We start from the raw sequence: 24114 nt of genomic DNA, 5'->3' as shown, positions 1-24114 counted from the left end.
GCCGTAGCCCTGGTCAGCCCTGGCCGCCGGCCCGTACCGCGCCGATCAGGCGGTCACGGGCGCTGCCGCCGGAGCCGGCCGCGGCGCCCGCGGCCGGGGCGGCGAGCAGCTCGGCGTGTCCGCGTACCGTTCCGGCCCGGAAGATGTCCATCGTCTTGAGGGCGCGGCCGGAGGTCTGGGTCAGACGCTCGACGAGGACGATGAGGAGCAGCGAGTCGCCGCCCACATCGAAGAAGCTGGCGTCATCGGCCACTTCGTCGATCTTGAGGATCTCCTTCCACAGGGAGCGCACGAGCTCGATGCGCGCCTCGGGGGTGGAGACATCCACGGCGGTGGCGGACGGGTCGGACACGGTTTCCTCCAGGGAGTGGGAGAGGGAGAGAGCGCTGCGCCGCAGGTCCGAAAGGAATCCGGCGACGGAGTCGCGCGCGTACAGGGCCTGCGTGTAGTCGACGGAGAGTTCCAGCCGGCGACGGCCGGACTCCTCGTTCAGGCAGACGAAAAGACCGAGGTCGTACTTCATGTGCAGCGACGGCAGCGGCTGGAGCCGGCCCACGACTCCGGGCGCCAGCTCCATGTCCTTCGGAACCTCGGCCATGTTGACCAGGACGGCCGACAGGGGCGGCCAGATGGCATCGCGCTCCGGCTTGAGCGCGGCCGTCACGGCGTCCAGGGGGACGTCGCCGTCCATGAACGCTTCCATCGCGGAGATCCGCGCGGTGCGCAGGAGCTCGCGCCAGGTGGTGGTGTCGTCGAGCGAGACCCTGATCATGACGGTGTTCATGAACATGCCGATGGCCTCGGCGACGGCCGGATCGGACCGGCCGGGCCAGCCGAAGGCGAAGAGGAAGTCCCGCTGGGCGCCGGTCCTGGCGAGCGTTCCGGCGAGCAGGGCGACACCGGCCATGAACGGCGTGCAGCCTTCCTCGCCGGCTGCCGCCAGCAGGGCCTCGGTGAGCTCCTCGTCGAACCGCGTGGCCAGGGTGGCCCCGGCCAGGGAGGTGTCGTCGGTGTCCCGCCGGAACGGCACGTCCACCGCGATGGGGGCCCCGGCCAGCCGCTCGACGACGTCCGGCAGGCGGTCGGCCAGCTCGTCGGCCGCCAGCATCGTGACGACCTCGCTGGGGTGCGGCGGCGAACTGAGCACGGGCTCGAGTCCGGCCGCCGATGCCCGGTAGACCGCGGCGATCTCGGCCATGAGGAGGCTGCGCGACCAGCCGTCGCACACGATGTGGTGCACGGTCAGGACGAGCAGGGTGGACCGCTCGAGGCGGATCACTTCCGCCCGGACCGGCGCCTCGGTTCCGAGGTCGAAGGGCGTGTAGCACAGGAGCTCGACCAGCCGCTCCAGCTCCTCCCGCGACCATCCTTCCGCCGCGGCGTCGATGAACCCGGCCTCGGCGGGCGCGCCGTCGGTGCGGTATTCGATCCTGCGGTGCTCGATGTCGAGCCGGAACAGGGACCGCAGGGCCGGATGCCGGCCGAGCACCCGCCGGACCGCCGCGACGAGCAGGTCGTGGTCGACGTCCCCGGTGAATTCCATGACGGTGGGGATGAGGCTGGTGGGCCGGAGCTGCTCGACCTGGTCGAGGACCCACAGCCCCTTCTGCGCGGGATTTGCTTCGTACCACACGTGGCATTCCTACTTACGGAGTCGTGCCGTGATGGGCACGTGCTTGTAACCGGACGCGAAATTCGAGATCAGCCGCTCGGGCTTGCCGGCCAGCCGGAAATCCTCGTAACGGCCCAGCAATTCCTCGAAGAGGATGCTGATGGTGACCCGGGCGACGCTGTGGCCCACGCAGTAGTGCGGCCCGATTCCGAAGGCGAGGTGCTTATTGGGCTTGCGGCGGATATCGAAGGTGTGGCTGTTCTCGAAGACCTCTTCGTCACGGTTGGCTGCGCCCAGCCAGGCGACGACCGCGTCTCCGGCGGATATCTTCGTGCCCCGCACCTCGGTGTCCCGCGTGGCATAGCGGAGAATGTGGTTGACCGGAGAGGCCCAGCGCAGCGCCTCCTCGTAAGCCGTGGTGTGCACTTCGGGGTGGGCCGCCCAGTCGGCCAGCACATCGGTTTCCGTGAATTCGGCCATCACGAAGGTCGGCGCGTGCGGCGTGGTCACGTTGGCGCCGAGCAGCAGGCTGTAGCAGTTCGCCACGATCTCGCTGGCGGACATCAGACGGCCCTCGAAGCGCGTGGAGATCAGCACGCTGAGCAGGTCGTCGCCGAGGTTCTCCCTGCGGTGGCGCATGAGGTCCTGGAAGTACCCGAAGAGCTCCCGGTGAGCCGACTTGAGCGTGGCCTCCTTGCCGCCCTCGTCCTGGAACTCCGGGTCGTCGGCGGCGATGCACACGGTGGTGAGGCGGCTGAGCCAGGCCCAGTCCTCCTCCGGCAGGCCCATCATCGTGCCGGTGACCGACATGGGCAGCCCCAGCATGGCCGCGCCGAAGTCGAAGGAACCGCCGTCGCCGAGCGGTTCGAGCAGGTCGACGACCTTGGGCCGGATCATCTCCCGCTGGCGGTCCACGGCCCTGACGGCCAGGGCCTTCTTCAGCCGGGCCTGCCGTTCGGTGTGCCGCGGCGGATCGGTGACGGCGAGCTGCTGGCCGCCGGCCGGATCATCCGTGCCGAGAAGATCGAGCAGGGTGCCCCGCTCGGAGGTGAAAGTATCGGTGTCGCGCAGGACCAGGTCCGTATCGGCGTACTTCACGACCGACCAGAATCCGCGCTCTTCGTCCACCTGGTGCCAGCCGAGGCCGTCCACCTCGCGCATGCGGCGCCAGATTTCGTGCGTGTTCCCGTCGCTGTAGAGATTCGGGTCGATGAGATCGGCGGATCCCAAGTCGACCGGGCATCCGGACGTACGACGAGTTTCTTGGGTGGAGATGACCGAATCCTTTCACTAGGCGCCGGAAAACGGCCGGTGAACCGGACTGACCGGCTCCTGCGGTCGCAGCATGACCGGACTCTACGGTCGGCTGATTGACCCGTGAGAGGGCTGGCAAGTAGATGCCACCCGCCCGTCCGCGGAGTCCGTTCGCGCCGACTGCCCACCCCGCCCACGGCCTGGCAATTCGCGGCGAACGGCACGGGAACCCGCCTCAACGGGCCCCTCGGAGGCCCATTGACAACTTTCTCGCCGTGCCTACAAGATTTCGCTCGACCCGCAGCCCGGCATTCCCGAGCGCCCCCGAGCGTCGGCCTTCCTCCCGGACCCGGCGGACGGTTCGCCGCTCCTCGGCGTCGCCTTCCGACAGGCCACCCCCCCCCATCGCTTCGAGCGGAGATTCCCCGTGCATGACGACGACCAAGAGGCAGGGCAGAACCGCCAGTCCGCGGACGGCACGCACCGGATGGAGACGTTCGAGCGCCCCGCCGCCCGTACGCCCTTGCGTTCCCACCACCGGACCGGACACACCCCCGACGGCGTCGGCTGCGGCAGCAACGACCCGCTCTCCTGGGGACTCTGAACAACGCCGGGCGGATCGACCGCCCGGTTCGGCAACCGCGCACCCACGGCCCCGGTACGGCGATCCCGTGCGAGGGCAGGGGACTTCACCGAATCTCACATCGCATCACCGTCGAGGAGAAACCGAAGTGGCCGTCCAGGAAGAACTCTTGGGGACCGCCGATACCGCCGTCGTCGACCCCCTCTCGCTGTACCGGATCGCCGTCGGCCACACACCGAAGGCCGTGGCCCTGCGGGACGCGGTACGGACGGGCAGGCTGCGCCTGGTCACCCCCTCCGTCGCCTTCGCCGTCGCCTGCGCCATGCGCAACTGCTGGGACGAGGAGTGCACCCAGGCCCACCAGGGCGGCACGGGCGTCCCGCTCCGGAAGTTCCAGGAGGGCGGGGGCGTGGAGATCGTCGACCTGAGCCCCGCGGACACGGTCTCCGCCGGACAGCTGTACGCCGGCTGCTCGGACCGCAGGGTCGTGGGCCCGGAGGTCCTGGCGGCCTGCCACTCCCTCCTGCTCGCCACATCGCGGCGCTTCCCGCTCGTTTCGGCGGCACGTGCCGCCTACTGCTACTCGGCCCTCGCTGACGTGGGGACGAGCTACCGCATAGACCTGATCTGAGGAACAGCAGAGTGACCTACGTAATCGCCCAGCCCTGCGCGGACATCAAGGACAAGGCCTGCATCGAGGAATGCCCGGTCGACTGCATCTACGAGGGCCGCCGGTCCTTGTACATCCAGCCGGACGAATGCGTCGACTGCGGTGCCTGTGAGCCGGTCTGCCCGGTCGAAGCCATCTTCTACGAGGACGACACCCCCGAGGAATGGCAGGGCTACCGCGAGGCCAACGCGGCGTTCTTCGGCGAACTCGGCTCGCCCGGCGGCGCGTCGAAGCTGGGCCTGATCGAGCGCGACCACCCCCTCATCGAGGCGCTGCCCGTGCAGACGCTCGTCTGAGGGGGAGCAGAGATGTCACCGTCGCCCTCGGCCGCCTGGCTCAAGTACCTCAATCCGTCCGGCAGTACGCCGGAGCGTGCCCCCCAGCTCGTGTGCTTCCCCCACTCGGGAGGCGCGGCAAGCGTCTACCGTCCCCTGGCCCGCGAACTCGAGGGGGACGCACAGGTCGTCGCCGTGCAGTACCCGGGACGCCAGGACCGCCACGAGGAACCGGTCATCACCGACCTGCACCAGCTGGCCGACCGCACCGCCGAGGCGCTGCACCGCCATCCCGTCGATGTGCCGCGCGTCTTCTTCGGGCACAGCATGGGCGCGATCCTCGCCTACGAGGTCGCCCAGCGGCTCGGCGACGAAGGCCCGCAGGCACTGATCGCCTCCGGCCGCCCCGCCCCCTCCCGGGTCCGTGTCACCACGTCGTACCTGCTGGACGACACGGCGCTCGCGGACCAGGTCGTCCGGCTCGGCGGTACGGCGGCCGAGCTGCTGGAGCACCCGGAGATGCGGTCACTGCTCCTGCCGCTGATCCGCGGCGACTACCAGGCCAGCGAAACCTACCGGCACCGCGGTGACGCACCGCTGAGCTGCACCCTCGTCGCCCTGGGCGGCGACGCGGACCCGGTGGCGACCTTCGACGACCTGAGCGCCTGGTCCCCGCACACCGTGGGCCGGTTCCGGCAGGAGACCCTCACCGGGGACCACTTCTACCTCCAGCACAACTGGCCGGAAGTCGCGGACCTCGTCCGCTCCGTCGTGCCGGTACGGAGCAGCTGACCATGACGACCGCCCTGGCGCCGGCGATGGTGATGGCGCCGGCCATGGCCAAGGCGTCCGAGTTCGGCTTCCGGGAGCCGCCCGAGGCCGTCCGGAGCCGCATCGCCACGGACACGCGGGCCGGGCTGCCGTCCCTGTGGACCGTGGACGCGGTGCGGCACGGGACGGCCGCCGCGAGGCTGGCTCCCGGCGTTCTCGGCGAGGACGAGCTCGGGCGGGCGGCCCGCTTCGCCGGGAGCAGGACGCGCCGCTGCTTCCTCGTCGCACACGTGGCCCTGCGCCTGCTGCTCGGCGCACGCCTGGGGACCGGGCCCGGCGCCGTCCGTCTGGTCCGGGAGCCCTGCCCCTCCTGCGGCGGCCCGCACGGCCGCCCCGCGGTGGACGGCGCGGGCACGCACTTCTCGCTGTCGCACAGCGGCGATCTGGTGCTGGTCGGGATCGCCGGCACACCGGTGGGCGTGGACGTGGAGGAAGTGCCGGCGCTGGACCTCGCCGTCGGAACCTCCACGCTCCTGCACCCGGCCGAGACCGCGGAAGTGGCCGCCGCACCGGATCACGCCAAACCGGCGGCCTTCGCCCGGGCCTGGGTCCGCAAGGAGTCCTACCTCAAGGGACTCGGCACCGGCCTGTCCCGTGATCCCTCGCTCGATTACGTGGGCGCCGGGCCGCTGCCCGCGCCGGGCCCCCCGGGCTGGGTCCTGGAAGATGTGCTGGTGCCCCCGGGCCACGTCGCGGCGTTCGCCGTCCGTGCGCCCGGCCAGAAGCCGAAGCTGCGGTCGAAGTGAGGATGCGTCGCGTGATCTCCGAAGAGAACGTCACCCCGTTCCGGATCGACATCCCCCAAGACGATCTGGACGATCTCCACGAACGCCTGGATCGCACCCGGTGGCCGGACGAGATCCCCGGCTCGGGATGGGCGTACGGAGTTCCGGGCGGGCACCTGAAGGAACTGGTGCGGTACTGGCGGCACACCTACGACTGGCGCGCCGCCGAAGCCAAGCTGAACGAATGGCCGCAGTTCACGACCGAGATCGACGGGGCGCACGTCCACTTCGCGCACATACGGTCTCCGGAGCCGGACGCCACCCCGCTGCTCATGACCCACGGATGGCCGGGCTCGATCGTCGAGTTCACCGATGCCGTCGGCCCGCTCACCGACCCGGCAGCCCACGGCGGCGACCCGGCCGACGCCTTCCACCTGGTCCTGCCGAGCATCCCCGGCTTCGGCCTGTCCGGCCCGACCCGGGAGGCGGGATGGGAATTCCGGCGCGTCGCCGCCGCCTTCGCCGAGCTGATGAGGCGGCTGGGATACGAGCGGTACGGGGTCCAGGGCGGCGACTGGGGCGCGGCCATCTCCCGCGAGATCGGCCGCACCCGGCCCGAGGTGATCGGCGTCCACCTGAATCTGATTCCGAACGCCTACATGGCACGGGAACCGGAGCCGGCCGACCTGGTGGGCCTGTCCCCGGAGCAGGCCGCGCGCACCCGGCTGTCCTGGGAGCGGTTCAAGGATTGGGCCCGCGACCGGCAGGGGTACGCGGACATCCAGTCCACCCGCCCGCAGACCCTCGCGTACGGCCTGACCGACTCGCCCGTCGGCCAGCTCGCCTGGATCGCCGAGAAGTTCCACGAGTGGACGGGCTCTCCCGTCGACCGCGACCTGCTCCTCACGAACGTGATGCTCTACTGGCTGACGGCCACGGCGGGCTCCTCGGCGCGTCTCTACTACGAGCGCGCGCACGCCGAATACTGGGGCGCACCGCCCGAGCCGTCGAAGGCGCCCACCGCCCTGGCCCACTTCCCGCACGAGAACTTCGTCCTGCTGCGGCACCTCGCCGAACAGACGAACAACATCGTGCAGTGGACCGAGTTCGACCGCGGCGGCCACTTCGCCGCCCTGGAAGAACCGGAGTTGCTGGTCGGAGACGTCCGGCGCTTCTTCCGCTCCCGCTGAGCACGCTCCCCGGGTGGGCTTGGGGGACCGGGGCTCCACGGGCGCCGGGCTGTGGGCTCAGCCGCGGGCGCGGGCCTTGCGGGCACGGACGGCGAAGGCCGTCCCGAGCCCGGCGAGTATCGCGACGAGGGCGGCGCCGGTGGCCGCGGTGGTGGTGTCGGTGTCCTCCGCGGCGATCTCGGCGCCTGCGGCGATGGGGCCCCGGGGGACCACGACGGTCTGCGGCCTGGTGGCGGACGCGGGCTTCACGGCGGGCTTGGCGGAGGGCTTCACCGAGGGCTTGGCGGTGGGCTTGGTCGTGGGCTTCGGGACGGGCTTGGTGGCCGGTGTGGCCTTCGGCAGGATGTACCAGCCGTTGGAGGCGCCCTCGCCGAGCACGCGGACGGTGAGCCCGTAACGGCCCTCGTACGGGCCGGAGCCGATCTTCTTGAGGTCGTACTGGATGCCTTCGACGACGGCGCGCTTGTGGGCGGGGTCGAGCTTGGCCAGCACGCGGCCGGCCCAGCCGTCGCCCGGCTTCCAGTCGGCGGCGACGGCGCGGATCCAGACCTCGGGGCCCTCGGCACCGTTGCGCAGCACCGCCAGGGTGCCCTTCGCGACGAGGACCTTCTCGCCGTCGTAGCGGTCGTTGCCGGAGGAGTTCCCGTACACGGCCGACACCGTGGTTACCGCCGAGCCGGAGGTCACGGCCTGCGCGGTGGGCGCGGCGATGGCCGTCGCGGCGGGCGCCAGGAGCGCTCCGGCGAGGGCGGCGGTGACGATCGAGGTACGGAGGGCGGTACGCATAACGACTCCTTGAAGCATTGTCCGGGAAGAGGTGGAGAGTCGCATGCCGCGGTGTCGCTGTCGGGGTTTCGTCCGGTCAGGTCTGCGGGGCTGCTGATGAGAAATCTACGGATCTCGATCGGTCGGAACGTGGGATTCCTGTCCTGGATGCGTAACAGGGAACGGCCGGGTGACCAGGGGACCTTCCGGGCGCCGTCCTCTACCTTGGGGTCGATGTGACGAGCGCTTAAAGACGTTATGGCTGAGGAGAGTTCGGATGACCGTGGAAGCCAGGACCACCGAGAAAGCCCTGCGGCTGCGCGAGCTGGGTGCGTCGCTGATCGTTCTCCCCAATGCCTGGGACGCGGGCAGCGCCGCGGTGATCGAGTCGGCCGGTGCGCAGGCCATCGCCACCACCAGCGGTGGCGTCGCCTGGTCGATCGGGCGCGGGGACGGGCAGCACGCGACGGGGCCGGAGATGCTCGCGGCGGCCGCACGGATCGTGGCGGCCGTGGACGTCCCGGTCACCGTGGACATCGAGGGCGGCTACGAGGATGTCGCGGCCACCGTGCGCGAGGTGGTGGCGGTGGGCGCAGTCGGGATCAACCTGGAGGACTCGAAAGTGTCCGACGGTACCCTCCACACCGCCTCTGAGCAGGCGGAACGGATCCGCGCCGCCCGCGCGGCGGCCACCGGGGCCGGGCTGCCCGAGCTGGTGATCAACGCCCGTACCGACGTCTTCCTGTTCGGGATCGGGGAGGAGTCCGGCCGCCTCGCCGACGTCCTGGCACGGGTGGAGGCGTACGCCGCCGCCGGGGCCGACGGGATCTTCGTGCCGGGGCTGCTGGACCTGGACGCCCTGAGCGAGATCGCGCGGGGCCCGCTGCCGGTCAACGTGCTGGCCGGGCCGGGCGGCCCGTCCGTCGCCGAGCTGGCGAAGGCCGGGGTGCGCCGGGTCAGTGTCGGGACCGGGGTGGCGCAGGCGGCGTACACGGCGGCCCGCGCCGCGGCGGTGGAGGTGCTGGAGCAGGGGACGTACGGGGCGCTCGACGGCGCGGTCGACTACGGCACGCTCAACGGCCTCTTCGTGAAGTAGCGGCCTCTTCGTGAAACGGCTGTGGGCCGCTCCGGTGTGCGGAGCGGCCCACAGCCGTGTCCAGGGTCCTTCTCGGTCGGCCCGTCCCCGTCCTGCCCCGATGTTTCACGTGAAACATCGGGCGGGAGTCACCGGCGCCGGCCGGTCCGCAGCAGGGTCGCGGCCACTACGAGCGCCGTGAGTATCAGGCCGGCTCCGATACCGAAGGCCAGGTGGTAGCCGGAGGTCAGCGCCGCGGCGCGGTCGAGACCGGTGGAGAGCAGGGAGTCGGTGCGGGCGGCCGCCAGGGTGGAGAGGACGGCGACGCCGAGGGCCATGCCGATCTGCTGGGTGGTGTTGAACAGGCCCGAGGCGAGTCCCGCGTCCTGCTCGTCGGCGCCGGACATGCCCAGCGCGGTGAGGGCGGGCAGGGCCAGGCCGAAGCCGGCGGCCAGCAGCATCACGGGGAGCAGGTCGGTGACGTAGTCGGCGCGGACCGGGAGCCGGGTCAGCAGGCCGAGGGCGGCGACGAGCAGGGACAGCCCGGCGAGGAGGACGCTCCGTTCGCCGAAGCGGGCGTTCAGCGGGGCCGAGGCGAAGAGGGAGACCCCACCGATGACCACGGCCGCGGGGAGCATCGCCAGGCCGGTCTCGGCGGCTCCGTAGCCCAGCACGTTCTGGAGGTACAGGGCGACCAGGACCTGGAAGGAGAACAGTGCGGCCACCATCAGCATCTGGACCAGGTTGGCCCCGACCACGGTCCGCGAGCGGAAGATCCGCAGCGGTACCAGCGGGGTGCGGGTCTTGGCCTGGCGTGCGGTGAATCCGGCGAGCAGGGCGACCGAGAGCGTGCCGAGGCCGAGGGTGTGCGCGGAGACCCAGCCGTAGCGCTCCACCTCGACGACGGTGAAGATCCCGAGCATCAGGCCCGCGGTGACCAGGAGGGCGCCGGTGACGTCGGCGCCGGCGCGCAGCCCCAGTCCTCGATCGGCGGGGAGCGCGGGCAGGGCCAGTACGAGGGCGGCGAGCCCTATGGGCAGGTTGATGAAGAAGATCCAGTGCCAGTCGAGGGCATCGGTCAGGACCCCGCCGAGCACCTGTCCCAGGGAGGCTCCGGCAGCCCCGGTGAAGGAGAAGACGGCGATGGCCGTGGCCCGCTCGCGGGGCTCGGTGAACAGCGTGATCAGGATGCCCAGGCTGACGGCCGCCGCCATGGCGCTGCCGACGCCCTGCAGGAACCGGGCGGCGATCAGTACCTCGGGCGAGCCGGCGAACCCGGCGAGCAGGGAGGCTCCGGTGAAGACGCCGGTCCCGGCGAGGAACATCCGCTTGCGGCCGACGAGGTCGCCGAGCCGGCCGGCGAGGAGCAGCAGGCTGCCGAAGGCGATCAGGTAGGCGTTGACGACCCAGCTGAGTCCGGCGGGGGTGAAGCCGAGGTCCTTCTGGATGGCCGGCATCGCGACGGTGACGATGCTGCCGTCGAGGACCGTCATCAGGACGCCGGTGGACAGCACCCCGAGGGCGGTCCACCGCGAGCGCAGCCCGCGCGGTGCGGCCGGGGCGGAAGTGGACCCGGCGTGGGTGGTGGGCGTGGCGGGAGGAGCTGCGGGAGCTGCGGGAGCGGAAGTGGCAGGCATCTGTGTCCCCAGTCGGTGAGCGGCGGGCTGACTTGGTAAGACCGTATCAGATAGTTCCGTTGCAGACGATCTATTGAGGACTGAATTGCTAGACTGGCGGACATGACAGCCATGGCGCCCGCCCAGAACGAGCCGGACCTCTCCTTCCTCCTGGACCACACCAGCCACGTCCTGCGCACCCGGATGGCGGTGGCCCTCGACCGGATCGGGCTCACGGCACGGATGCACTGCGTGCTCGTGCACGCCCTGGGGGAGGAGCGGACCCAGATCCAGCTCGCCGAGATCGGCGGCATGGACAAGACGACGATGGTCGTCACCGTCGACGCCCTGGAGAAGGCCGGCCTGGCCGAGCGGCGGCAGTCCGGCACCGACCGCAGGGCCCGCGTCATCGTCGTCACCGAGAAGGGCGCGGCCCTGGCGCAGGAGAGCAGCCGCATCGTCGACGAGGTGCACGCCGAAGCCCTCGCCTCCCTCTCGGACGCGGACCGCGAGGCCGTGCTTCGCGTGCTGAACCTGCTGGTGAAGGGCGATCTGGGAACCCCGTCGGAGAGCCCGAGGCCGGCCCGCAGGGCCCGCCAGTAGGCAGCCCGGCATCCCCCGAATGGCCCCGTCACAGGGCCGTCCCGGGCCATCTGGCAGAGAGTGGAACAAGGCACTCAAGCCCAGGGGGGCACCACCATGCCGGAGGCGTACGCACATGGGACTGTTCGACTTCATGAGGTCCGACAAGAAGAAGGAACAAGCCGAGAAGGCCGCCCAAAAGGCGGCTGAGCAGGTGCAACAGCAGGCCGCGGACGCCCCGGCGCCCCCGTCCGCGATGCCCGCCGACGCCGGGACCAAGTACACCGACTCGGCGGCGGCGACCAAGGCGGCCGCCGAGCGCATGGCGGCAGCGGCGCCCCCCAAGGCGGCCCCGGCCCCGCCCAAGGCCGCGGCGGCGCCCCCCGTCGCGCGGCCGGCCCCGCACACACCCACGCCGACGTCCGCCGCGCACAAGGCGGTGCCCGCGGCGCCGATGCCGAAACCCGCGCCCAAGGCGCAGCGCACGTACACCGTCCGCCCGGGCGACTCGCTCTCCGCGATCGCCCGCCGTGAGCTCGGCAACGAGGGTCGCTGGCGCGAGCTCTACGCGATGAACAAGGGCGTCATCGGCTCGAACCCCGACATGATCCACTCGGGGATGAAGCTCAACCTCCCCGGCTAGCGAGGGGGAAACACGAGAGTGGGGCCCGGATCCCTTCCAGGATCCGGGCCCCACTCTCGTCTCACACGTTCTCATCCACGCCGTCTCAGCGGTGCTTGCGCTTCGCGTCCTCCGCGTCGATCCGCTCCTGCGCGGCCTCGGCCTCTTCTTCGAGGCTGGAGACGAACTCCGTGCCGGTGTCGCGTTCCTTCGCCGCCGGCTCCTCGTCGAAGGAGGCCGGAGCCTCCTCCCGCGCCGACAGCTCGGTGGCGGCCGGCGGCTCGACGAGCCAGTCCGGGTTCGACTGCTGGTCCCACCAGCGCCACGCGGCGTAGGCCCCGCCGGCGAGGACGCCGACCACCGCCGCGCCCTTGAACCACCGGCCGCAGCGCGCACGCCGCTCGTGGCTGCGTACGAGCTTGCGGACTTCCTTGGCCGACACCTGGCCGCGCAGCGCCGCCAGCGCCGCCGTCGACCGGGACGCGGCCTCCTCGGCCACCGGCTGGGCCGCCGCGAGGGCGCTCTCCAGCCGCGGCTGCGTGTACTCCACCGTGTGCCGGGCCGCCAGGCGGGTCTGCTTCACGGCATTGGACGCCGCCCGGTCGACATTCGGCGGCACGTGGGCACGCGCCGCCTTGATCCGGGGCTGTACGTGGCAGCCGTACGTCTGGCGGGCTTGCTTGGCAGCCTCGCCGGCCGCGTAAGACACCTTCGGTGCGAGCCGTTCATTTGCTTCGTGGGCGTAATGCACCGCAGCGTGCTTGGCGGATTCCGCGTACGGCGCCACCACTTCCGCTGCGTGCCGCGCCGTATCCCTGGCACTTGATGCTGCCAGGCGCACGCTTTCCTTGCGGGTCACGGGATCCTCCTCCTCGGTGGCGGACACAGTTCACCTTTCCACCCTTTGTCGGATCATGCCTCCCATACCGCCGACCGGCATGCGCGACAGGGCATACGAGTGCACGATTTCCGTCCGGTGCAGCTCTCCGTGGGAGGATCTGAAACCGACAGTGACGACGAGGGAAAGGCAGATCCGTGGCCGAGAAGCTCTACGCCACCCTGAAGACCAACCACGGCGACATCGAGATCGAGCTTCTGCCGAACTTCGCTCCGAAGACCGTGCGGAACTTCGTCGAACTCGCCACCGGTGAGCGCGAGTGGACGCGTCCCACGGACGGCCAGAAGACCACGGACCCGCTCTACGACGGCACCGTCTTCCACCGCGTCATCAGCGGGTTCATGATCCAGGGCGGCGACCCGCTGGGCAACGGCACCGGCGGCCCCGGCTACCAGTTCGCCGACGAGTTCCACCCCGACCTGGCCTTCACCAAGCCCTACCTGCTCGCGATGGCGAACGCCGGCCCGGGGACCAACGGCTCGCAGTTCTTCATCACCGTCGCCCCGACCGCCTGGCTGACGCGCAAGCACACCATCTTCGGCGAGATCGGCGACAAGGCCAGCCAGAAGATCGTCGACGCCATCGCGGCCGGTCCCACCAACCCGCGCACCGAGCGCCCCCTCGACGACGTGATCATCCAGTCCGTCGTCATCGAGAAGCGCTGACCGCAGGGGAACCTTGCTGACCGCAGGGGAACCTTTCGGCCCCGCCCGTCCGTCCTCGATACGTACCGGACGGGCGCGGGCGGACCCGCCGTCCCCGCCGCCGTGTTCTCCGCCGACCGAGGGGACCGATGGACACCGACCGTATTCCGGGCTGCTACCGGCACCCGGACCGCGAGACCGGGATCAGCTGTACGCGCTGTGAGCGGCCGATCTGCCCCGAGTGCATGATCAGCGCCTCGGTCGGCTTCCAGTGCCCCGAATGCGTCCGCGGGGGCTCGGGAACGGGCCATGGGCCCGCCGCCAATGCCCCGCGCACGATCGCGGGCGGGGTCGTCGCCGCCGATCCGCACCTGGTCACGAAGATCCTGATCGGGATCAACGTGGCGGTGTTCCTCCTGGTGAAGGCCGTCCCCAGGCTGGACTTCGATCTGGTGATGCTGGGCTGGTACGGCGACCAGGCCGGCGTCTCCACCGGCGAGTACTACCGGCTGCTGACCTCGCCGTTCCTGCACGTCAAGTGGTGGCACATCTTCAGCAACATGCTCGGCCTGTGGTTCATCGGCGGACCGCTGGAGCAAGCCCTCGGCCGGGCCCGCTATCTCGCCGTGTACCTGCTGTCCGCTCTGGGCGGCAGCGTCGCGGTCTATCTGCTGACCGGGCCGATGGTCGCGACCCTCGGCGCCTCCGGCGCCGTCTTCGGCCTGCTCGGCGCCACGGTGGTGCTGTTCCGGCGGATGCGGTACGAAATGCGCCCGCTGATCACCATGGCGGTGTTCATGCTGGTGCTGACCTTCATGCCGGGGCTGAACGTGTCCTGGCAGGCCCATATCGGTGGTCTGGTCACCGGTGTGCTGGTCGCGGCGGGCTTCCTGTGGCCTGCCAAGGACATGGGCGCCCGGAATCGCAAATTCGTCCAGTGGGGCACCTGCCTGGCGGTGTTCCTGCTGGCCACAGCCCTGATCGCGATCCGGACGGCCGAACTTTCCGCACTCACCTGATCACACCGGCGTCAACTCTCCACAGAGTTATCCACAGATCTTCTGTCTTTTCCTCAGGTGTGGATGACGCTGTGGATAACTCATGGGGAGAGCTTGCGGAGCCGGACTACTTCCACTGCGTGGAGACGCCGAATCCTGCCGCAATGAAGCCGAATCCGACCACAATGTTCCAATTTCCGAGGGCTTCGATCGGAAGCTGGGTCTCGGACAGATAAAAAACGACGATCCATGCCAGGCCGACCAAGAAGAACGCCAGCATGACCGGGGCGACCCAGTTGCGGTTCGTCAGCTTGATCGACTGCGGCGTCCGCGTGGGGGGCGGCGTGTAGTCGTCCTTCTTGCGGATACGTGACTTCGGCACGAGGGGCTCTCCTGTCGATGGGCTGGGGACCTTGCCTGCCCCGGGCGTCCGTTAGCGTAGTGGACCTGTGGCGTTGAAGGAGAAGGGTACGTTGAGCAATTCCGACGACTCCTCCGCGGGTCCCCGTCGCCGTGCCAGACCGGTCCGGCTGCTCACGGCCGCCGTTTTCGCCCTGGCCGGCTTGATCTTCGTCACCAGCTTCAACACCTCCAAGGGTACGAACATCCGGACGGACGCCTCGCTCCTCAAGCTGTCCGACCTGATCCAGGAGCGCAGCCAGAACAATCTGGAGCTGGAGAAGAGCACGGCCACCGCACGCGGCCAGGTCGACGCCCTCGCCGCCCGCGACAACGGGAGCACCAGGGCCGAGGAGGCCAAGCTGGCCGCCCTGCGCGCCGCCTCCGGCACCGAGGCGATCACCGGCAAGGCCGTCACGGTCACCCTGAACGACGCGCCCCCGAACGCCACGGCCCGCATCCCCAACGTCCCCGAACCGCAGCCCAACGACCTGGTGATCCACCAGCAGGACCTCCAGGCCGTGGTCAACGCGCTCTGGCAGGGCGGCGCCGAGGGCATCCAGGTCATGGACCAGCGCCTGATCTCCACCAGCGCCGTGCGCTGCGTGGGCAACACCCTGATCCTCCAGGGCCGGGTCTACTCGCCCCCGTACAAGGTGTCGGCGGTCGGCGACCCCGGCGCGCTGAAGAAGGCCCTCGCGGCTTCCCCGGCGCTGCAGAACTACCAGCTGTACGTGAACGCGTACGGGCTCGGCTGGAAAGTGGACGAGCACAAGGCGCTGACACTGCCGGGCTACTCCGGCACAGTGGACCTCCACTATGCGAAGCCGCTGGAGCCCGCCACCCCGTGACCGTGACGTCGACGTGCCGCGCCTGCTGGTACGGACGTTCAGCGAGGTGTGTCTGACCGCGGGCTCGCTCATCGTGCTCTTCGTCGTCTACGTCCTGCTGTGGACCGGGGTCAAGGCCGACCAGGCCATGGACGGGGAGATGGCCCGCATGAGGGACGGCTGGTCCGCGGCGCCCGCGGCCGCCCCGCAGCCCGCCCCCGCGCCGTCGGCGGCCCCGGCCGCCCAGGAGAGCGCCGCGTACCCGCCGGGCCGGGCCTTCGCCGAGATGTACGTCCCGCGCTTCGGCCGCGACTGGAACAAGCCCGTCCTGGAGGGCACGGGCACGGAGCTGCTGAAGAAGGGCCTGGGCCACTACGCCGGCACGGCCCGGCCGGGCGGCACCGGGAACTTCGCGGTGGCCGGCCACCGGCGCACGTACGGGGACCCCTTCAAGGACGTCCCCAAGCTGCGCACCGGCGACCTGGTGATCCTCAAGGACGCCACCGGCTGGTACACGTACACGGTCCGCGCGCAGGCGCTGCGCACGCTCCCCACGGAGGTCGGAGTGGTCGATCCGGTGCCGAGCCGCTCGCCCTTCACCGGGCCGGGCAAGTACCTGACGCTGACCACCTGCGACCCGGAATGGGGCCACAGCCACCGGCTCGTGGTCTGGGCCGAACTGACCGGTATGCGGACCCTCGCCCAGGGTGTACCGGAGGGTTTGGCAAGGTGACCCTCCGCGCCGGGCGGGTGGCTTTAGGCTGTGGACGTACCGCCCCTGCGGTGCGTTGAACGATCGTGGACGAAAAGGACACAGGCGGCATGTACGGCTGGATCTGGCGGCACTTGCCGGGAAACGCGTGGGTACGCGTGATGATCTCCCTCGTGCTGGTGCTCGCGGTGGTGTTCGTGCTGTTCCAGTACGTCTTCCCGTGGGCCGAGCCGCTGCTTCCGTTCAACGATGTGACGGTGGACGAGGGATCGGGAGCGACTCCGTGAGCGCGCGCATTCTGGTTGTCGACAATTACGACAGCTTTGTCTTCAACCTGGTCCAGTACCTCTATCAGCTCGGTGCCGAGTGCGAGGTGCTGCGCAACGACGAGGTCGAGCTCGCCCACGCCCAGGACGGCTTCGACGGCGTACTGCTCTCCCCGGGCCCGGGCACGCCGGAAGAGGCCGGGGTCTGCGTGGACATGGTCCGCCACTGCGCGGACACCGGCGTACCCGTCTTCGGTGTCTGCCTCGGCATGCAGTCGATGGCCGTCGCCTACGGAGGCGTCGTCGGCCGGGCTCCGGAACTGCTGCACGGCAAGACCTCGCCGGTGATCCACGAGGGTCTCGGCGTCTTCGAGGGACTTCCCTCGCCCTTCACCGCGACCCGGTACCACTCCCTCGCGGCCGAGCCGCCGACCCTTCCGGACACGCTGGAGGTCACGGCGCGGACCGAGGACGGGATCATCATGGGTCTGCGTCACCGCGAGCACGACGTCGAGGGCGTGCAGTTCCACCCCGAGTCCGTGCTGACCGAGTGGGGCCACCGGATGCTCGCGAACTGGCTGGTGCGCTGCGGTGACGCGGGCGCGGTGGAGCGCTCGGTGGGGCTCGCCCCGGTGGTGGGCAAGGCCGTCGCGTGACGGCGCTCGCGCCGTCCGCGCCCACCGAGGGCCGGGCAGCGCGACGCAGGGCAGCGCAGGAGGCCGCGAAGCGCACGCGCGCGCGGGGCCGGGGCCGCCGGCGCAGGCGGCCGGCCTCGGGCGGGCCGGTGGTGGTCCTCAGCAGGCTCGCGGGGGAGCTGTTCATCACGCTGGGCCTGGTGATGCTGCTCTTCGTCGGCTACCAGCTCTGGTACACGAACTTCCTGGCGGGCCGGACGGCCGACAACGCGGCCGGTTCCCTGCTCCAGACCTGGGACCGCGATCCGGCCGGGGCGGCGGCCCCGCCCGTGGCGGCGTTCGAGCCGGGCCAGGGCTTCGCGATCCTCTACATCCCGAAGCTGGACGTGAAGGTGCCGGTCGCGCAGGGCACGAACAAGGCGAAGGTCCTCGACAAGGGCATGGTCGGCCACTATTCCGAGGCGCCGCTCGCGACCGGGATGCCGGGCGATCCCCAGGGCAATTTCGCGCTGGCGGGCCACCGGAACACGCACGGAGAACCGTTCCGCTACATCAACCGGCTGGTGCCGGGGGACAAGATCGTGGTGGAGACGCGGGACGCGTACTACACGTACGAGACGAGCGCGCAGCTCGCGCAGACCCCGCCGTCGAACGTGTCGGTGATCAAGCCGGTGCCGACCGGATCGGGATTCACATCTCCTGGCCGGTACATCACGCTGACCACCTGCACCCCGGAGTTCACCAGCACCTACCGGCTGGTCGTATGGGGCAGGATGACCGCTGAACGCCCCCGCAGCCAGGGTGCTCCGCCCGAGCTGACCAGCCCGTAGAGGATCCGCAGTGTCACGTGCCGCACCGCCCCCGCACCGCAGCGCCGTCGCGGGGTTCCTGAGCCTGCTGGGCGAGCTCCTGATCACCGTGGGCCTGGTGCTCGGGCTGTTCGTGGCGTACTCGCTGTGGTGGACGAACGTCCTGGCGGACCGGGACGCCTCCGCGCGCGGGGACGCGGTGCGCGAACAGTGGGACCGGGCGGCGCCCTCGCGGACGGCGGCCGCGGCGCCGGGCGCGCTGGACGTCCAGGGCGGGGTCGGCTTCCTGCACGTGCCGGCGATGAAGAACGGCGAGGTGCTGGTCAAGCGGGGCACCGGCTCGGACGTCCTGAACGACGGCGTCGCCGGTTACTACACGGAGCCGGTCAAGTCGGCGCTGCCGTGGGACCCGGCGGGCAACTTCGCGCTGGCGGCCCACCGCGACGGGCACGGGGCCAAGTTCCACAACATCGACAAGCTGAAGAACGGCGACGCGGTCGTCTTCGAGACCCGCGACACCTGGTACGTCTACAAGGTCTTCGCCGAGCTGAGCCAGACCTCGAAGTACAACGTGGACGCGATCAGCCCGGTCCCCAAGGAGTCGGGCCGCACGGCGCCGGGCCGCTACATCACCCTGACGACCTGCACGCCCGTGTACACCTCGAAGTACCGCTACATCGTGTGGGGCGAGCTGGTCCGCACGGAGAAGGTCGACGCGAAGCGGACCCTCCCGGCGGAGCTGCGCTGACTTCGACAGGGACAGCCTGTCTCTGTCGAAGTCAGCGCAGGACCAGGAGCCGTACACCGGCACTCCAAGCCTCCAGAAGGCCCCTGTGCACGGCCGTGGCACCGCCCTGGGCGGCAAGGGCCGAGGACTCGCGCGTGAAGGCGCAGGTGGCGACGTAGAGGGCCACACAGGCCTGGTGAAAGACCAGGGTCCGGCCCCCCTCGTGGAGGGGCCGGACCCGTTGGTGCTCGTTCCTGTGCGGTCAGCCGCCCAGGCCTCCGAAGAAGCCGCCGCCGCCGTCGTTGCCGCCGTTCTGCTGGCCGTCGGGCACCGTGTTCACGTTGATCACCTGGCCGGGGGCCACCGGGCTGCCGACGGCCGGGTCCGTGCTCAGGATCCTCGCCTTGCCGTCCTGGGAGCCCGACAGGATGGAGCCGAAGACCAGCCCCTTGGAGGCCAGCAGCTCCCTGGCCTGGTTGACGGTCCTGCCGACCAGGTTCGGGACCTGGAGCTGCTGGACCGGCTTGGCTACGGAGATGTTGACCGTCGAGCCGACCTCGACCTGGCTGTTGATGCCGGGGTCCTGGCCGACGACCGTCTTGGGGGCGGTGCCCGGGGGCGCGTCCACCTCCGTGACGCTGCCGAGCTTCAGCTTGAGGGCCTGCAGGGCCTTCGAAGCGTCGCCCTGGCTCTTGCCGGTCAGGTCCGGGACGGTCACCTTGGAGATTTCCTTGGCCACCGTCAGCTCGATGGTCGAGCCCTTCTCGGCCTCGCCGCTCTTCGGGTTCTGCTCGATGACGGTGCCGGCGGGCCGCTCGGACTCGACCGTCTTCTTCTCGATCTGGAAGCCCTTGCCCTGGAGCTCCTTCTCCGCGTCGGCGATCGCCAGGCTCATCACGTTCGGGACGAGGACCTTGGGCGCGCCGGTGGAGACCTTCACCTTGACGACGGAGTTCTTGTCGACCTTGAGGCCCTCGGCCGGGGACTGCTCGCAGACGCTGCCCTTGGGGGCGGCGTCGCAGGGCATCTCCCCGTCCTGCTGGACGACGAGACCGACGTTGTCCCCGTTGGCCTTGGCGGCCTCCAGGGTTTCGCCGATGAACTTGGGGACCACGGGCCGGTTGTCGGCGGTGGTCTCGAAGATGGAGCGCCCGATCAGGATCGCGCCGACCAGGACGAGGATGCCGGCGGTGACCAGCAGGATCGTGGAGGCCTTGCTCTTCTTCTGCGGACGCCGGCCGCGGCCGCCCTGGTCGTAGCCGCCCTGGTCCCCGTAGCCGTAGCCGCCGTCGCCCGGGGGCATCGGCGGGAGCATGGAGGTCTGGTTCGGGTCGGCGGTGCGCAGGGCGGTGGTGGGCTGGTCGTAGCCCTGGTGTCCGTAGCCGTGGCCCTGGTCGGGGTAGCCGTAACCGGCGGCGCCCATGGAGGCGGTGGCCGCGACGGGCTGGCCGTCGAGGCAGGCCTCGATGTCGGCGCGCATCTCGTCGGCGGACTGGTAGCGGTAGTCGGCGTCCTTGACCAGCGCCTTCAACACGATCGCGTCCATCTCGGGCGTGATCTCGGAGTCGAAGTTCGAAGGGGGCTGGGGCTCTTCCCGTACGTGCTGGTAGGCGACGGCGACCGGGGAGTCCCCGATGAACGGCGGACGGACGGCGAGGAGCTCGTACAGCAGGCAGCCGGCCGAGTAGAGGTCGGACCGCGCGTCGACCTGCTCGCCCCTGGCCTGCTCCGGGGAGAGGTACTGGGCGGTGCCGATGACGGCGGCGGTCTGCGTCATGGTCATGCCGGAGTCGCCCATGGCCCGGGCGATGCCGAAGTCCATGACCTTGACCTGGCCGGTGCGGGTGAGCATGACGTTGGCGGGCTTGATGTCGCGGTGCACGATGCCGGCGCGGTGCGAGTACTCCAGCGCCTGGAGGATGCCGATGCACATCTCCAGGGTGCGCTCGGGCAGCAGCTTGCGGCCTGAGTGCAGGAGCTCGCGCAGGGTCGAGCCGTCGACGTACTCCATCACGATGTACGGGATGGAGATGTTGTCGACGTAGTCCTCGCCGGTGTCGTACACGGCGACGATCGCCGGGTGGTTGAGCGATGCGGCCGACTGGGCCTCGCGGCGGAACCTGGCCTGGAAGGACGGGTCGCGGGCGAGATCGGCGCGCAGGGTCTTGACGGCGACGGTACGGCCGAGCCGGGTGTCGTGGGCGAGGTAGACCTCGGCCATGCCACCACGGCCGAGCACGTGGCTCAGCTCGTACCGGCCGCCGAGGCGACGCGGCTCTTCCATAACGTGCAGCCCTCTCCGTCAGTCCCGACCGCACCCGTGTGTGGTCCGGCGGTGTGCTGTTCGCGCAAAGGCTACCGGCCGATCGTCGGTGATCGGTTCGTGACCACAGGCTGATACCGGACCGGTACCGTACGCTCGGATCCGGGCGGGAACAGTGACCCGGATCACATCTGTGTGCCCCTTGCGGCTCTCGCGTGGCCTTCCGCCCCGCCCGTTACCCGGTTACCCCTTGTTGCTCTTGAGTACGGCTTCCATGACCGCCTTGGCCACCGGGGCGGCGAGGCCGGCGCCGCTGATGTCCTCGCGGTCCGCGCCGCTGTCCTCGATCACGACGGCGACCGCGACCGGCGAGCTGCCGTCCGGGTTCTCGACGTAGGAGATGAACCAGGCGTACGGGCGCTTCTTGTTGCCCTCGCCGTGCTGGGCGGTGCCGGTCTTGCCGCCGACGACGGTGTTCTTGATCCGGGCGGTCCTGCCGGTGCCGTTCTCGACGACGTTGACCATCATGTCCCGGACCTTCTTCGCGTTCTCCGGGGAGAGGGGCCGGCTCATTTCCTGCGGCTCGTGCTTCTCGATGACGTCGACGTTGGGCGACTGCAGCTGGTCGACCATGTACGGCTTCATCAGCTTGCCGTTGTTGGCGATGGCGGCGGTGACCATGGCCATCTGGAGCGGGGTGGCCGCGGTGTTGAACTGGCCGATGGAGCTGAGGGCGTTGCCGTCCTTGCCCATGGTCTTGTCGTAGACGCTGGCGAAGGCGCGGACCGGGGTGTCGATCTTGTCGTTGTTGAAGCCGAACTTCTCGGCGGTCTTCACCATGTTGTCCCGCCCCACCTTGTCGCCCATGTTGGCGAAGACGGAGTTGCAGGAGACCTGCAGGGCGTAGTTGAGGGTGGCCTTGCCGCAGTTCGGGGCGTGGTTGACCATCTCGGTCTTGGTGCCCGGGAGGATGTACGGGTCCTCGGTGTCGGTCGGCGCGTTGATGTCCGTGACGATGCCGTGCTCGAGGGCGGCGGCGGCGGTGACCACCTTGAAGGTGGAGCCGGGCGGGTAGGTCTCGCGCAGGGCGCGGTTGACGAGCTTCTTGTCCTCGCTGTCCTTGAGCTCGACCCAGGCCTTCTCGTCGGCCTTCGAGTTGCCCGCGAAGGACGTGGGGTCGTACGAGGGGGTGCTGACCAGGGCGAGGATCGCGCCGGTGCGCGGGTCGATCGCCGCGACGGCGCCCTTCTTGTCGCCGAGCTTGTCGAACGCGGCCTTCTGCGCGGCGGCGTTGAGCGTCGTGACGACGTTGCCGCCCTGCTTCTTCTCGCCGGTGAACATGCCGATGGTGCGGTCGAAGAACAGCCGGTCGTCGTTGCCGGTGAGGATGCCGTCCTCGAGGGACTCGAGCTGCGTGGAACCGAAGGCCTGCGAGGCGTAGCCGGTCACGGGGGACCAGAGCGGACCGTCCATGTAGGTCCGCTTGAACTTGTAGTCGCTGCCGTCGGTGACGGCGGAGCCGGTGATCGGCTTGCCCTCGACGATGATGTTGCCGCGCTCGGTGGCGTACTGGGCGATCTGGACCCGCCGGTTCTCCTTGCGGGTGCTCAGCTCCTCGGCCTTGACGTACTGGATCCAGTTGGTCCGCACGAGCAGTGCCAGGACGAGCAGCCCGCAGAAGATCGAGATGCGGCGCAGGGGCTTGTTCATGACGGGCGGACCACCTGGGTCATCTCGGAGTCGGGGGACGGAGCCGGGGCCGGGGCAGGGCGGCGTGCGGTGTCGCTGATCCGGATGAGGATGGCGATGAGGATCCAGTTCGCGAGGACGGACGAGCCGCCCGACGCGAGGAAGGGCATGGTCATGCCCGTCAGGGGGATGAGGCCCATGACTCCGCCGGCGACCACGAAGATCTGGAGCGCGAAGGCGCCGGAGAGGCCGATCGCGAAGAGCTTGCCGAAGGGGTCGCGGGCGGCGAGGGCGGTGCGCACGCCCCGCTCGATGATCAGGCCGTAGAGCAGGAGGAAGGCCATGACCCCGGCGAGTCCGAGCTCTTCGCCGACGGTGGAGAAGATGAAGTCGGAGTTGGCGGCGAAGCCGATGAGGTCGGAGTTGCCCTGTCCCCAGCCGGTGCCGAGGACTCCGCCGGAGCCGAAGCTCATGATCGACTGGCCGACCTGCTCGCAGGCGCCGGACTTCTGGTAGCAGGCGAAGGGGTCGAGCCAGGCGGTGACGCGGGCCTTGACGTGGCTGGCGGTGGCGCCGACCACGGTGGCTCCGCCGACGCTCATGAGCAGGCCGATGACGATCCAGCTCGTCCGCTCGGTGGCCACGTACAGCATGATCACGAACATGCCGAAGAAGAGCAGCGAGGTGCCGAGGTCGTTCTCGAAGACCAGGACGAGCAGGCTCATCGCCCAGATCATCAGGATCGGGCCGAGGTCGCGGCCGCGCGGCAGGTAGAGGCCCATGAAGCGGCGGCTGGCGAGGGCCAGGGCGTCGCGCTTGACCATGAGGTAGCCGGCGAAGAAGACGGCGATGACGATCTTCGCGAACTCGCCGGGCTGGATCGAGAACCCGCCGACGCTGATCCAGATCTTGGCGCCGAAGACGTCGGCCCCCAGACCCGGGATCACGGGCAGGATCAGCAGCACGAGCGAGGCGGCCATCGAGATGTACGTGAACCGCTGGAGCACGCGGTGGTCCTTGAGGACCAGCAGCACGACGGCGAACAGCGCGATGGCCAGCGCCGTGTACATCATCTGCCGGGGCGAGGACTCGGAGAAGGCCCCGAACTGCCGCTTCGCGAGGTTCTGCAGCCGCTCGGACTGGTCGAGGCGCCAGATCAGGACGAGGCCCAGCCCGTTGAGGAGCGTGGCGATCGGCAGCAGCAACGGGTCGGAGTACTTGGCGTAGCGCCGTACGACGAAGTGGGCGATGCCCGCCAGGACGGCGAGGCCGAGCCCGTAGGTGAACATGCCCGGGGGCAGTTCGCCGTCGATCGACAGGCCTGCGTTGGCGTAGGCGAAGATCGTGATGACCACGGCGAAGGCGAGCAGCAGGAGCTCGGTGTTCCGCCGGCTCGGCGCCTCGATGGCGCCGATGGTGGTCGTGTTGGTGACAACGCTCATGG

25 protein-coding genes and 1 pseudogene are annotated in these 24114 nt (G+C 70.1%); 17 read left to right on the top strand and 9 right to left on the bottom strand.

The features are described 5' to 3' along the window. Positions 1 to 13: 13 nt before the first annotated feature. Entirely contained in the window at positions 14 to 1633 is a 1620-nt protein-coding gene (locus ACFYM0_RS15980) for a condensation domain-containing protein (protein WP_388501405.1), read from the bottom strand. A 9-nt stretch (positions 1634 to 1642) separates the two neighbouring features. Then, positions 1643 to 2842, bottom strand: coding sequence for a cytochrome P450 (locus tag ACFYM0_RS15975; protein WP_388501402.1), 1200 nt, complete (start codon positions 2840 to 2842; stop codon positions 1643 to 1645). A gap of 451 nt (positions 2843 to 3293) precedes the next feature. On the opposite strand from ACFYM0_RS15975, the gene ACFYM0_RS15970 reads away from it, so the two are divergent. From ACFYM0_RS15970 to ACFYM0_RS15945, 6 genes are all read left to right on the top strand, one after another. Further along, the gene (locus ACFYM0_RS15970; RefSeq protein WP_388501399.1) at positions 3294 to 3470 is read left to right on the top strand and encodes a hypothetical protein; all 177 of its coding nucleotides are present in this window, start codon (positions 3294 to 3296) and stop codon (positions 3468 to 3470) included. 127 nt (positions 3471 to 3597) lie between these two features. Next, on the top strand, positions 3598 to 4080 hold the full coding sequence (locus ACFYM0_RS15965) for a hypothetical protein (protein WP_327253856.1): 483 nt from the start codon (positions 3598 to 3600) through the stop codon (positions 4078 to 4080). A gap of 11 nt (positions 4081 to 4091) precedes the next feature. After that, entirely contained in the window at positions 4092 to 4415 is a 324-nt protein-coding gene (gene fdxA, locus ACFYM0_RS15960; RefSeq protein ID WP_388501396.1) for a ferredoxin, read from the top strand. A 12-nt stretch (positions 4416 to 4427) separates the two neighbouring features. Then, positions 4428 to 5186, top strand: a complete 759-nt coding sequence (locus tag ACFYM0_RS15955; protein WP_388501394.1) for a thioesterase II family protein — start codon at positions 4428 to 4430, stop codon at positions 5184 to 5186. Positions 5187 to 5188: 2 nt separating this feature from the next. Beyond that, positions 5189 to 5971 carry a 4'-phosphopantetheinyl transferase family protein gene (locus tag ACFYM0_RS15950; protein ID WP_388501392.1) on the top strand — a complete coding sequence of 261 codons (783 nt, stop codon included), beginning with the start codon at positions 5189 to 5191 and terminating at the stop codon, positions 5969 to 5971. Between the two features lie 2 nt (positions 5972 to 5973). Then, positions 5974 to 7140 carry an epoxide hydrolase family protein gene (locus ACFYM0_RS15945; protein WP_388501389.1) on the top strand — a complete coding sequence of 389 codons (1167 nt, stop codon included), beginning with the start codon at positions 5974 to 5976 and terminating at the stop codon, positions 7138 to 7140. A 57-nt stretch (positions 7141 to 7197) separates the two neighbouring features. Here the strand turns inward: ACFYM0_RS15945 and ACFYM0_RS15940 are convergent, their stop codons facing one another. Beyond that, positions 7198 to 7926 (bottom strand): hypothetical protein, encoded by a 729-nt coding sequence (locus ACFYM0_RS15940; RefSeq protein ID WP_388501387.1) that lies wholly within the window; start codon positions 7924 to 7926, stop codon positions 7198 to 7200. Positions 7927 to 8182: 256 nt separating this feature from the next. On the opposite strand from ACFYM0_RS15940, the gene ACFYM0_RS15935 reads away from it, so the two are divergent. Next, the gene (locus ACFYM0_RS15935; RefSeq protein WP_388501384.1) at positions 8183 to 9001 is read left to right on the top strand and encodes an isocitrate lyase/phosphoenolpyruvate mutase family protein; all 819 of its coding nucleotides are present in this window, start codon (positions 8183 to 8185) and stop codon (positions 8999 to 9001) included. A 128-nt stretch (positions 9002 to 9129) separates the two neighbouring features. Here ACFYM0_RS15935 and ACFYM0_RS15930 read toward each other — a convergent pair whose 3' ends face one another. After that, entirely contained in the window at positions 9130 to 10617 is a 1488-nt protein-coding gene (locus ACFYM0_RS15930; protein ID WP_388501382.1) for an MFS transporter, read from the bottom strand. Positions 10618 to 10719: 102 nt separating this feature from the next. Here ACFYM0_RS15930 and ACFYM0_RS15925 point away from each other — a divergent pair, with 102 nt between their 5' ends. Then, positions 10720 to 11199, top strand: coding sequence for a MarR family winged helix-turn-helix transcriptional regulator (locus ACFYM0_RS15925; RefSeq protein ID WP_388501380.1), 480 nt, complete (start codon positions 10720 to 10722; stop codon positions 11197 to 11199). 115 nt (positions 11200 to 11314) lie between these two features. After that, the gene (locus tag ACFYM0_RS15920) at positions 11315 to 11821 is read left to right on the top strand and encodes a LysM peptidoglycan-binding domain-containing protein (RefSeq protein WP_388501377.1); all 507 of its coding nucleotides are present in this window, start codon (positions 11315 to 11317) and stop codon (positions 11819 to 11821) included. Positions 11822 to 11906: 85 nt separating this feature from the next. On the opposite strand, the gene ACFYM0_RS15915 is transcribed toward ACFYM0_RS15920, so the two are convergent. Beyond that, a complete protein-coding gene (locus ACFYM0_RS15915) occupies positions 11907 to 12659 on the bottom strand; it encodes a DUF5324 family protein (RefSeq protein ID WP_388501375.1) in 753 nt (250 codons plus the stop codon). 176 nt (positions 12660 to 12835) lie between these two features. On the opposite strand from ACFYM0_RS15915, the gene ACFYM0_RS15910 reads away from it, so the two are divergent. Next, the gene (locus tag ACFYM0_RS15910; protein ID WP_327305724.1) at positions 12836 to 13363 is read left to right on the top strand and encodes a peptidylprolyl isomerase; all 528 of its coding nucleotides are present in this window, start codon (positions 12836 to 12838) and stop codon (positions 13361 to 13363) included. 128 nt (positions 13364 to 13491) lie between these two features. Next, a complete protein-coding gene (locus tag ACFYM0_RS15905; RefSeq protein ID WP_388501372.1) occupies positions 13492 to 14361 on the top strand; it encodes a rhomboid family intramembrane serine protease in 870 nt (289 codons plus the stop codon). A 106-nt stretch (positions 14362 to 14467) separates the two neighbouring features. Here ACFYM0_RS15905 and crgA read toward each other — a convergent pair whose 3' ends face one another. Further along, positions 14468 to 14722 carry a cell division protein CrgA gene (gene crgA, locus ACFYM0_RS15900; protein WP_250738676.1) on the bottom strand — a complete coding sequence of 85 codons (255 nt, stop codon included), beginning with the start codon at positions 14720 to 14722 and terminating at the stop codon, positions 14468 to 14470. 91 nt (positions 14723 to 14813) lie between these two features. Here crgA and ACFYM0_RS15895 point away from each other — a divergent pair, with 91 nt between their 5' ends. The 6 genes and pseudogenes from ACFYM0_RS15895 (at position 14814) to ACFYM0_RS15870 (ending at position 18739) form a co-directional block, all read left to right on the top strand. After that, a complete protein-coding gene (locus ACFYM0_RS15895) occupies positions 14814 to 15590 on the top strand; it encodes a DUF881 domain-containing protein (protein WP_388501369.1) in 777 nt (258 codons plus the stop codon). A 13-nt stretch (positions 15591 to 15603) separates the two neighbouring features. Continuing rightward, the gene (locus tag ACFYM0_RS15890) at positions 15604 to 16302 is read left to right on the top strand and encodes a class E sortase (RefSeq protein ID WP_388501366.1); all 699 of its coding nucleotides are present in this window, start codon (positions 15604 to 15606) and stop codon (positions 16300 to 16302) included. Between the two features lie 65 nt (positions 16303 to 16367). Beyond that, on the top strand, positions 16368 to 16568 hold the full coding sequence (locus tag ACFYM0_RS15885; protein ID WP_254382427.1) for a hypothetical protein: 201 nt from the start codon (positions 16368 to 16370) through the stop codon (positions 16566 to 16568). Then, positions 16565 to 17203: an aminodeoxychorismate/anthranilate synthase component II gene (locus ACFYM0_RS15880; RefSeq protein ID WP_388501364.1), complete on the top strand. Its 639-nt coding sequence runs from the start codon at positions 16565 to 16567 to the stop codon at positions 17201 to 17203. Before ACFYM0_RS15885 ends, ACFYM0_RS15880 begins: the two co-directional genes overlap by 4 nt. Then, positions 17185 to 18012: pseudogene (locus tag ACFYM0_RS15875) on the top strand (class E sortase); the annotation flags it as partial. The gene ACFYM0_RS15880 and the pseudogene ACFYM0_RS15875, both read left to right, overlap by 19 nt. Before the next feature lie 10 nt (positions 18013 to 18022). Next, a complete protein-coding gene (locus ACFYM0_RS15870; RefSeq protein WP_388501362.1) occupies positions 18023 to 18739 on the top strand; it encodes a class E sortase in 717 nt (238 codons plus the stop codon). Between the two features lie 241 nt (positions 18740 to 18980). Here the strand turns inward: ACFYM0_RS15870 and pknB are convergent, their stop codons facing one another. The 3 genes from pknB to ACFYM0_RS15855 all read right to left on the bottom strand — a co-directional run bounded on the left by pknB (position 18981) and on the right by ACFYM0_RS15855 (position 24112). Then, a complete protein-coding gene (pknB, locus tag ACFYM0_RS15865; protein ID WP_388501359.1) occupies positions 18981 to 21002 on the bottom strand; it encodes a Stk1 family PASTA domain-containing Ser/Thr kinase in 2022 nt (673 codons plus the stop codon). 222 nt (positions 21003 to 21224) lie between these two features. Continuing rightward, positions 21225 to 22691, bottom strand: a complete 1467-nt coding sequence (locus ACFYM0_RS15860; RefSeq protein ID WP_388501356.1) for a peptidoglycan D,D-transpeptidase FtsI family protein — start codon at positions 22689 to 22691, stop codon at positions 21225 to 21227. Next, positions 22688 to 24112: an FtsW/RodA/SpoVE family cell cycle protein gene (locus ACFYM0_RS15855; protein ID WP_388501354.1), complete on the bottom strand. Its 1425-nt coding sequence runs from the start codon at positions 24110 to 24112 to the stop codon at positions 22688 to 22690. The genes ACFYM0_RS15860 and ACFYM0_RS15855 overlap by 4 nt, the downstream gene beginning before the upstream one ends. Positions 24113 to 24114 lie beyond the last annotated feature (2 nt).

This window comes from Streptomyces sp. NPDC006487 (assembly GCF_042870555.1).
In the GTDB taxonomy this organism is placed as follows: Bacteria; Actinomycetota; Actinomycetes; order Streptomycetales; family Streptomycetaceae; genus Streptomyces.
The sequence above is the reverse complement of the archived record's forward strand: the minus strand, read 5'-3'. Positions and strand labels throughout refer to the sequence as shown.

Coding starts and splice junctions, on each gene's coding strand:
- ACFYM0_RS15955 (WP_388501394.1), top strand. CDS start 4,428: ATGTCACCGTCGCCCTCGGCCGCCTGGCTCAAGTACCTCAATCCGTCC.
- ACFYM0_RS15950 (WP_388501392.1), top strand. CDS start 5,189: ATGACGACCGCCCTGGCGCCGGCGATGGTGATGGCGCCGGCCATGGCC.
- ACFYM0_RS15945 (WP_388501389.1), top strand. CDS start 5,974: ATGCGTCGCGTGATCTCCGAAGAGAACGTCACCCCGTTCCGGATCGAC.
- ACFYM0_RS15940 (WP_388501387.1), bottom strand. CDS start 7,926: ATGCGTACCGCCCTCCGTACCTCGATCGTCACCGCCGCCCTCGCCGGA.
- ACFYM0_RS15935 (WP_388501384.1), top strand. CDS start 8,183: ATGACCGTGGAAGCCAGGACCACCGAGAAAGCCCTGCGGCTGCGCGAG.
- ACFYM0_RS15930 (WP_388501382.1), bottom strand. CDS start 10,617: ATGCCTGCCACTTCCGCTCCCGCAGCTCCCGCAGCTCCTCCCGCCACG.
- ACFYM0_RS15925 (WP_388501380.1), top strand. CDS start 10,720: ATGACAGCCATGGCGCCCGCCCAGAACGAGCCGGACCTCTCCTTCCTC.
- ACFYM0_RS15920 (WP_388501377.1), top strand. CDS start 11,315: ATGGGACTGTTCGACTTCATGAGGTCCGACAAGAAGAAGGAACAAGCC.
- ACFYM0_RS15905 (WP_388501372.1), top strand. CDS start 13,492: ATGGACACCGACCGTATTCCGGGCTGCTACCGGCACCCGGACCGCGAG.
- pknB (WP_388501359.1), bottom strand. CDS start 21,002: ATGGAAGAGCCGCGTCGCCTCGGCGGCCGGTACGAGCTGAGCCACGTG.
- ACFYM0_RS15860 (WP_388501356.1), bottom strand. CDS start 22,691: ATGAACAAGCCCCTGCGCCGCATCTCGATCTTCTGCGGGCTGCTCGTC.
- ACFYM0_RS15855 (WP_388501354.1), bottom strand. CDS start 24,112: ATGAGCGTTGTCACCAACACGACCACCATCGGCGCCATCGAGGCGCCG.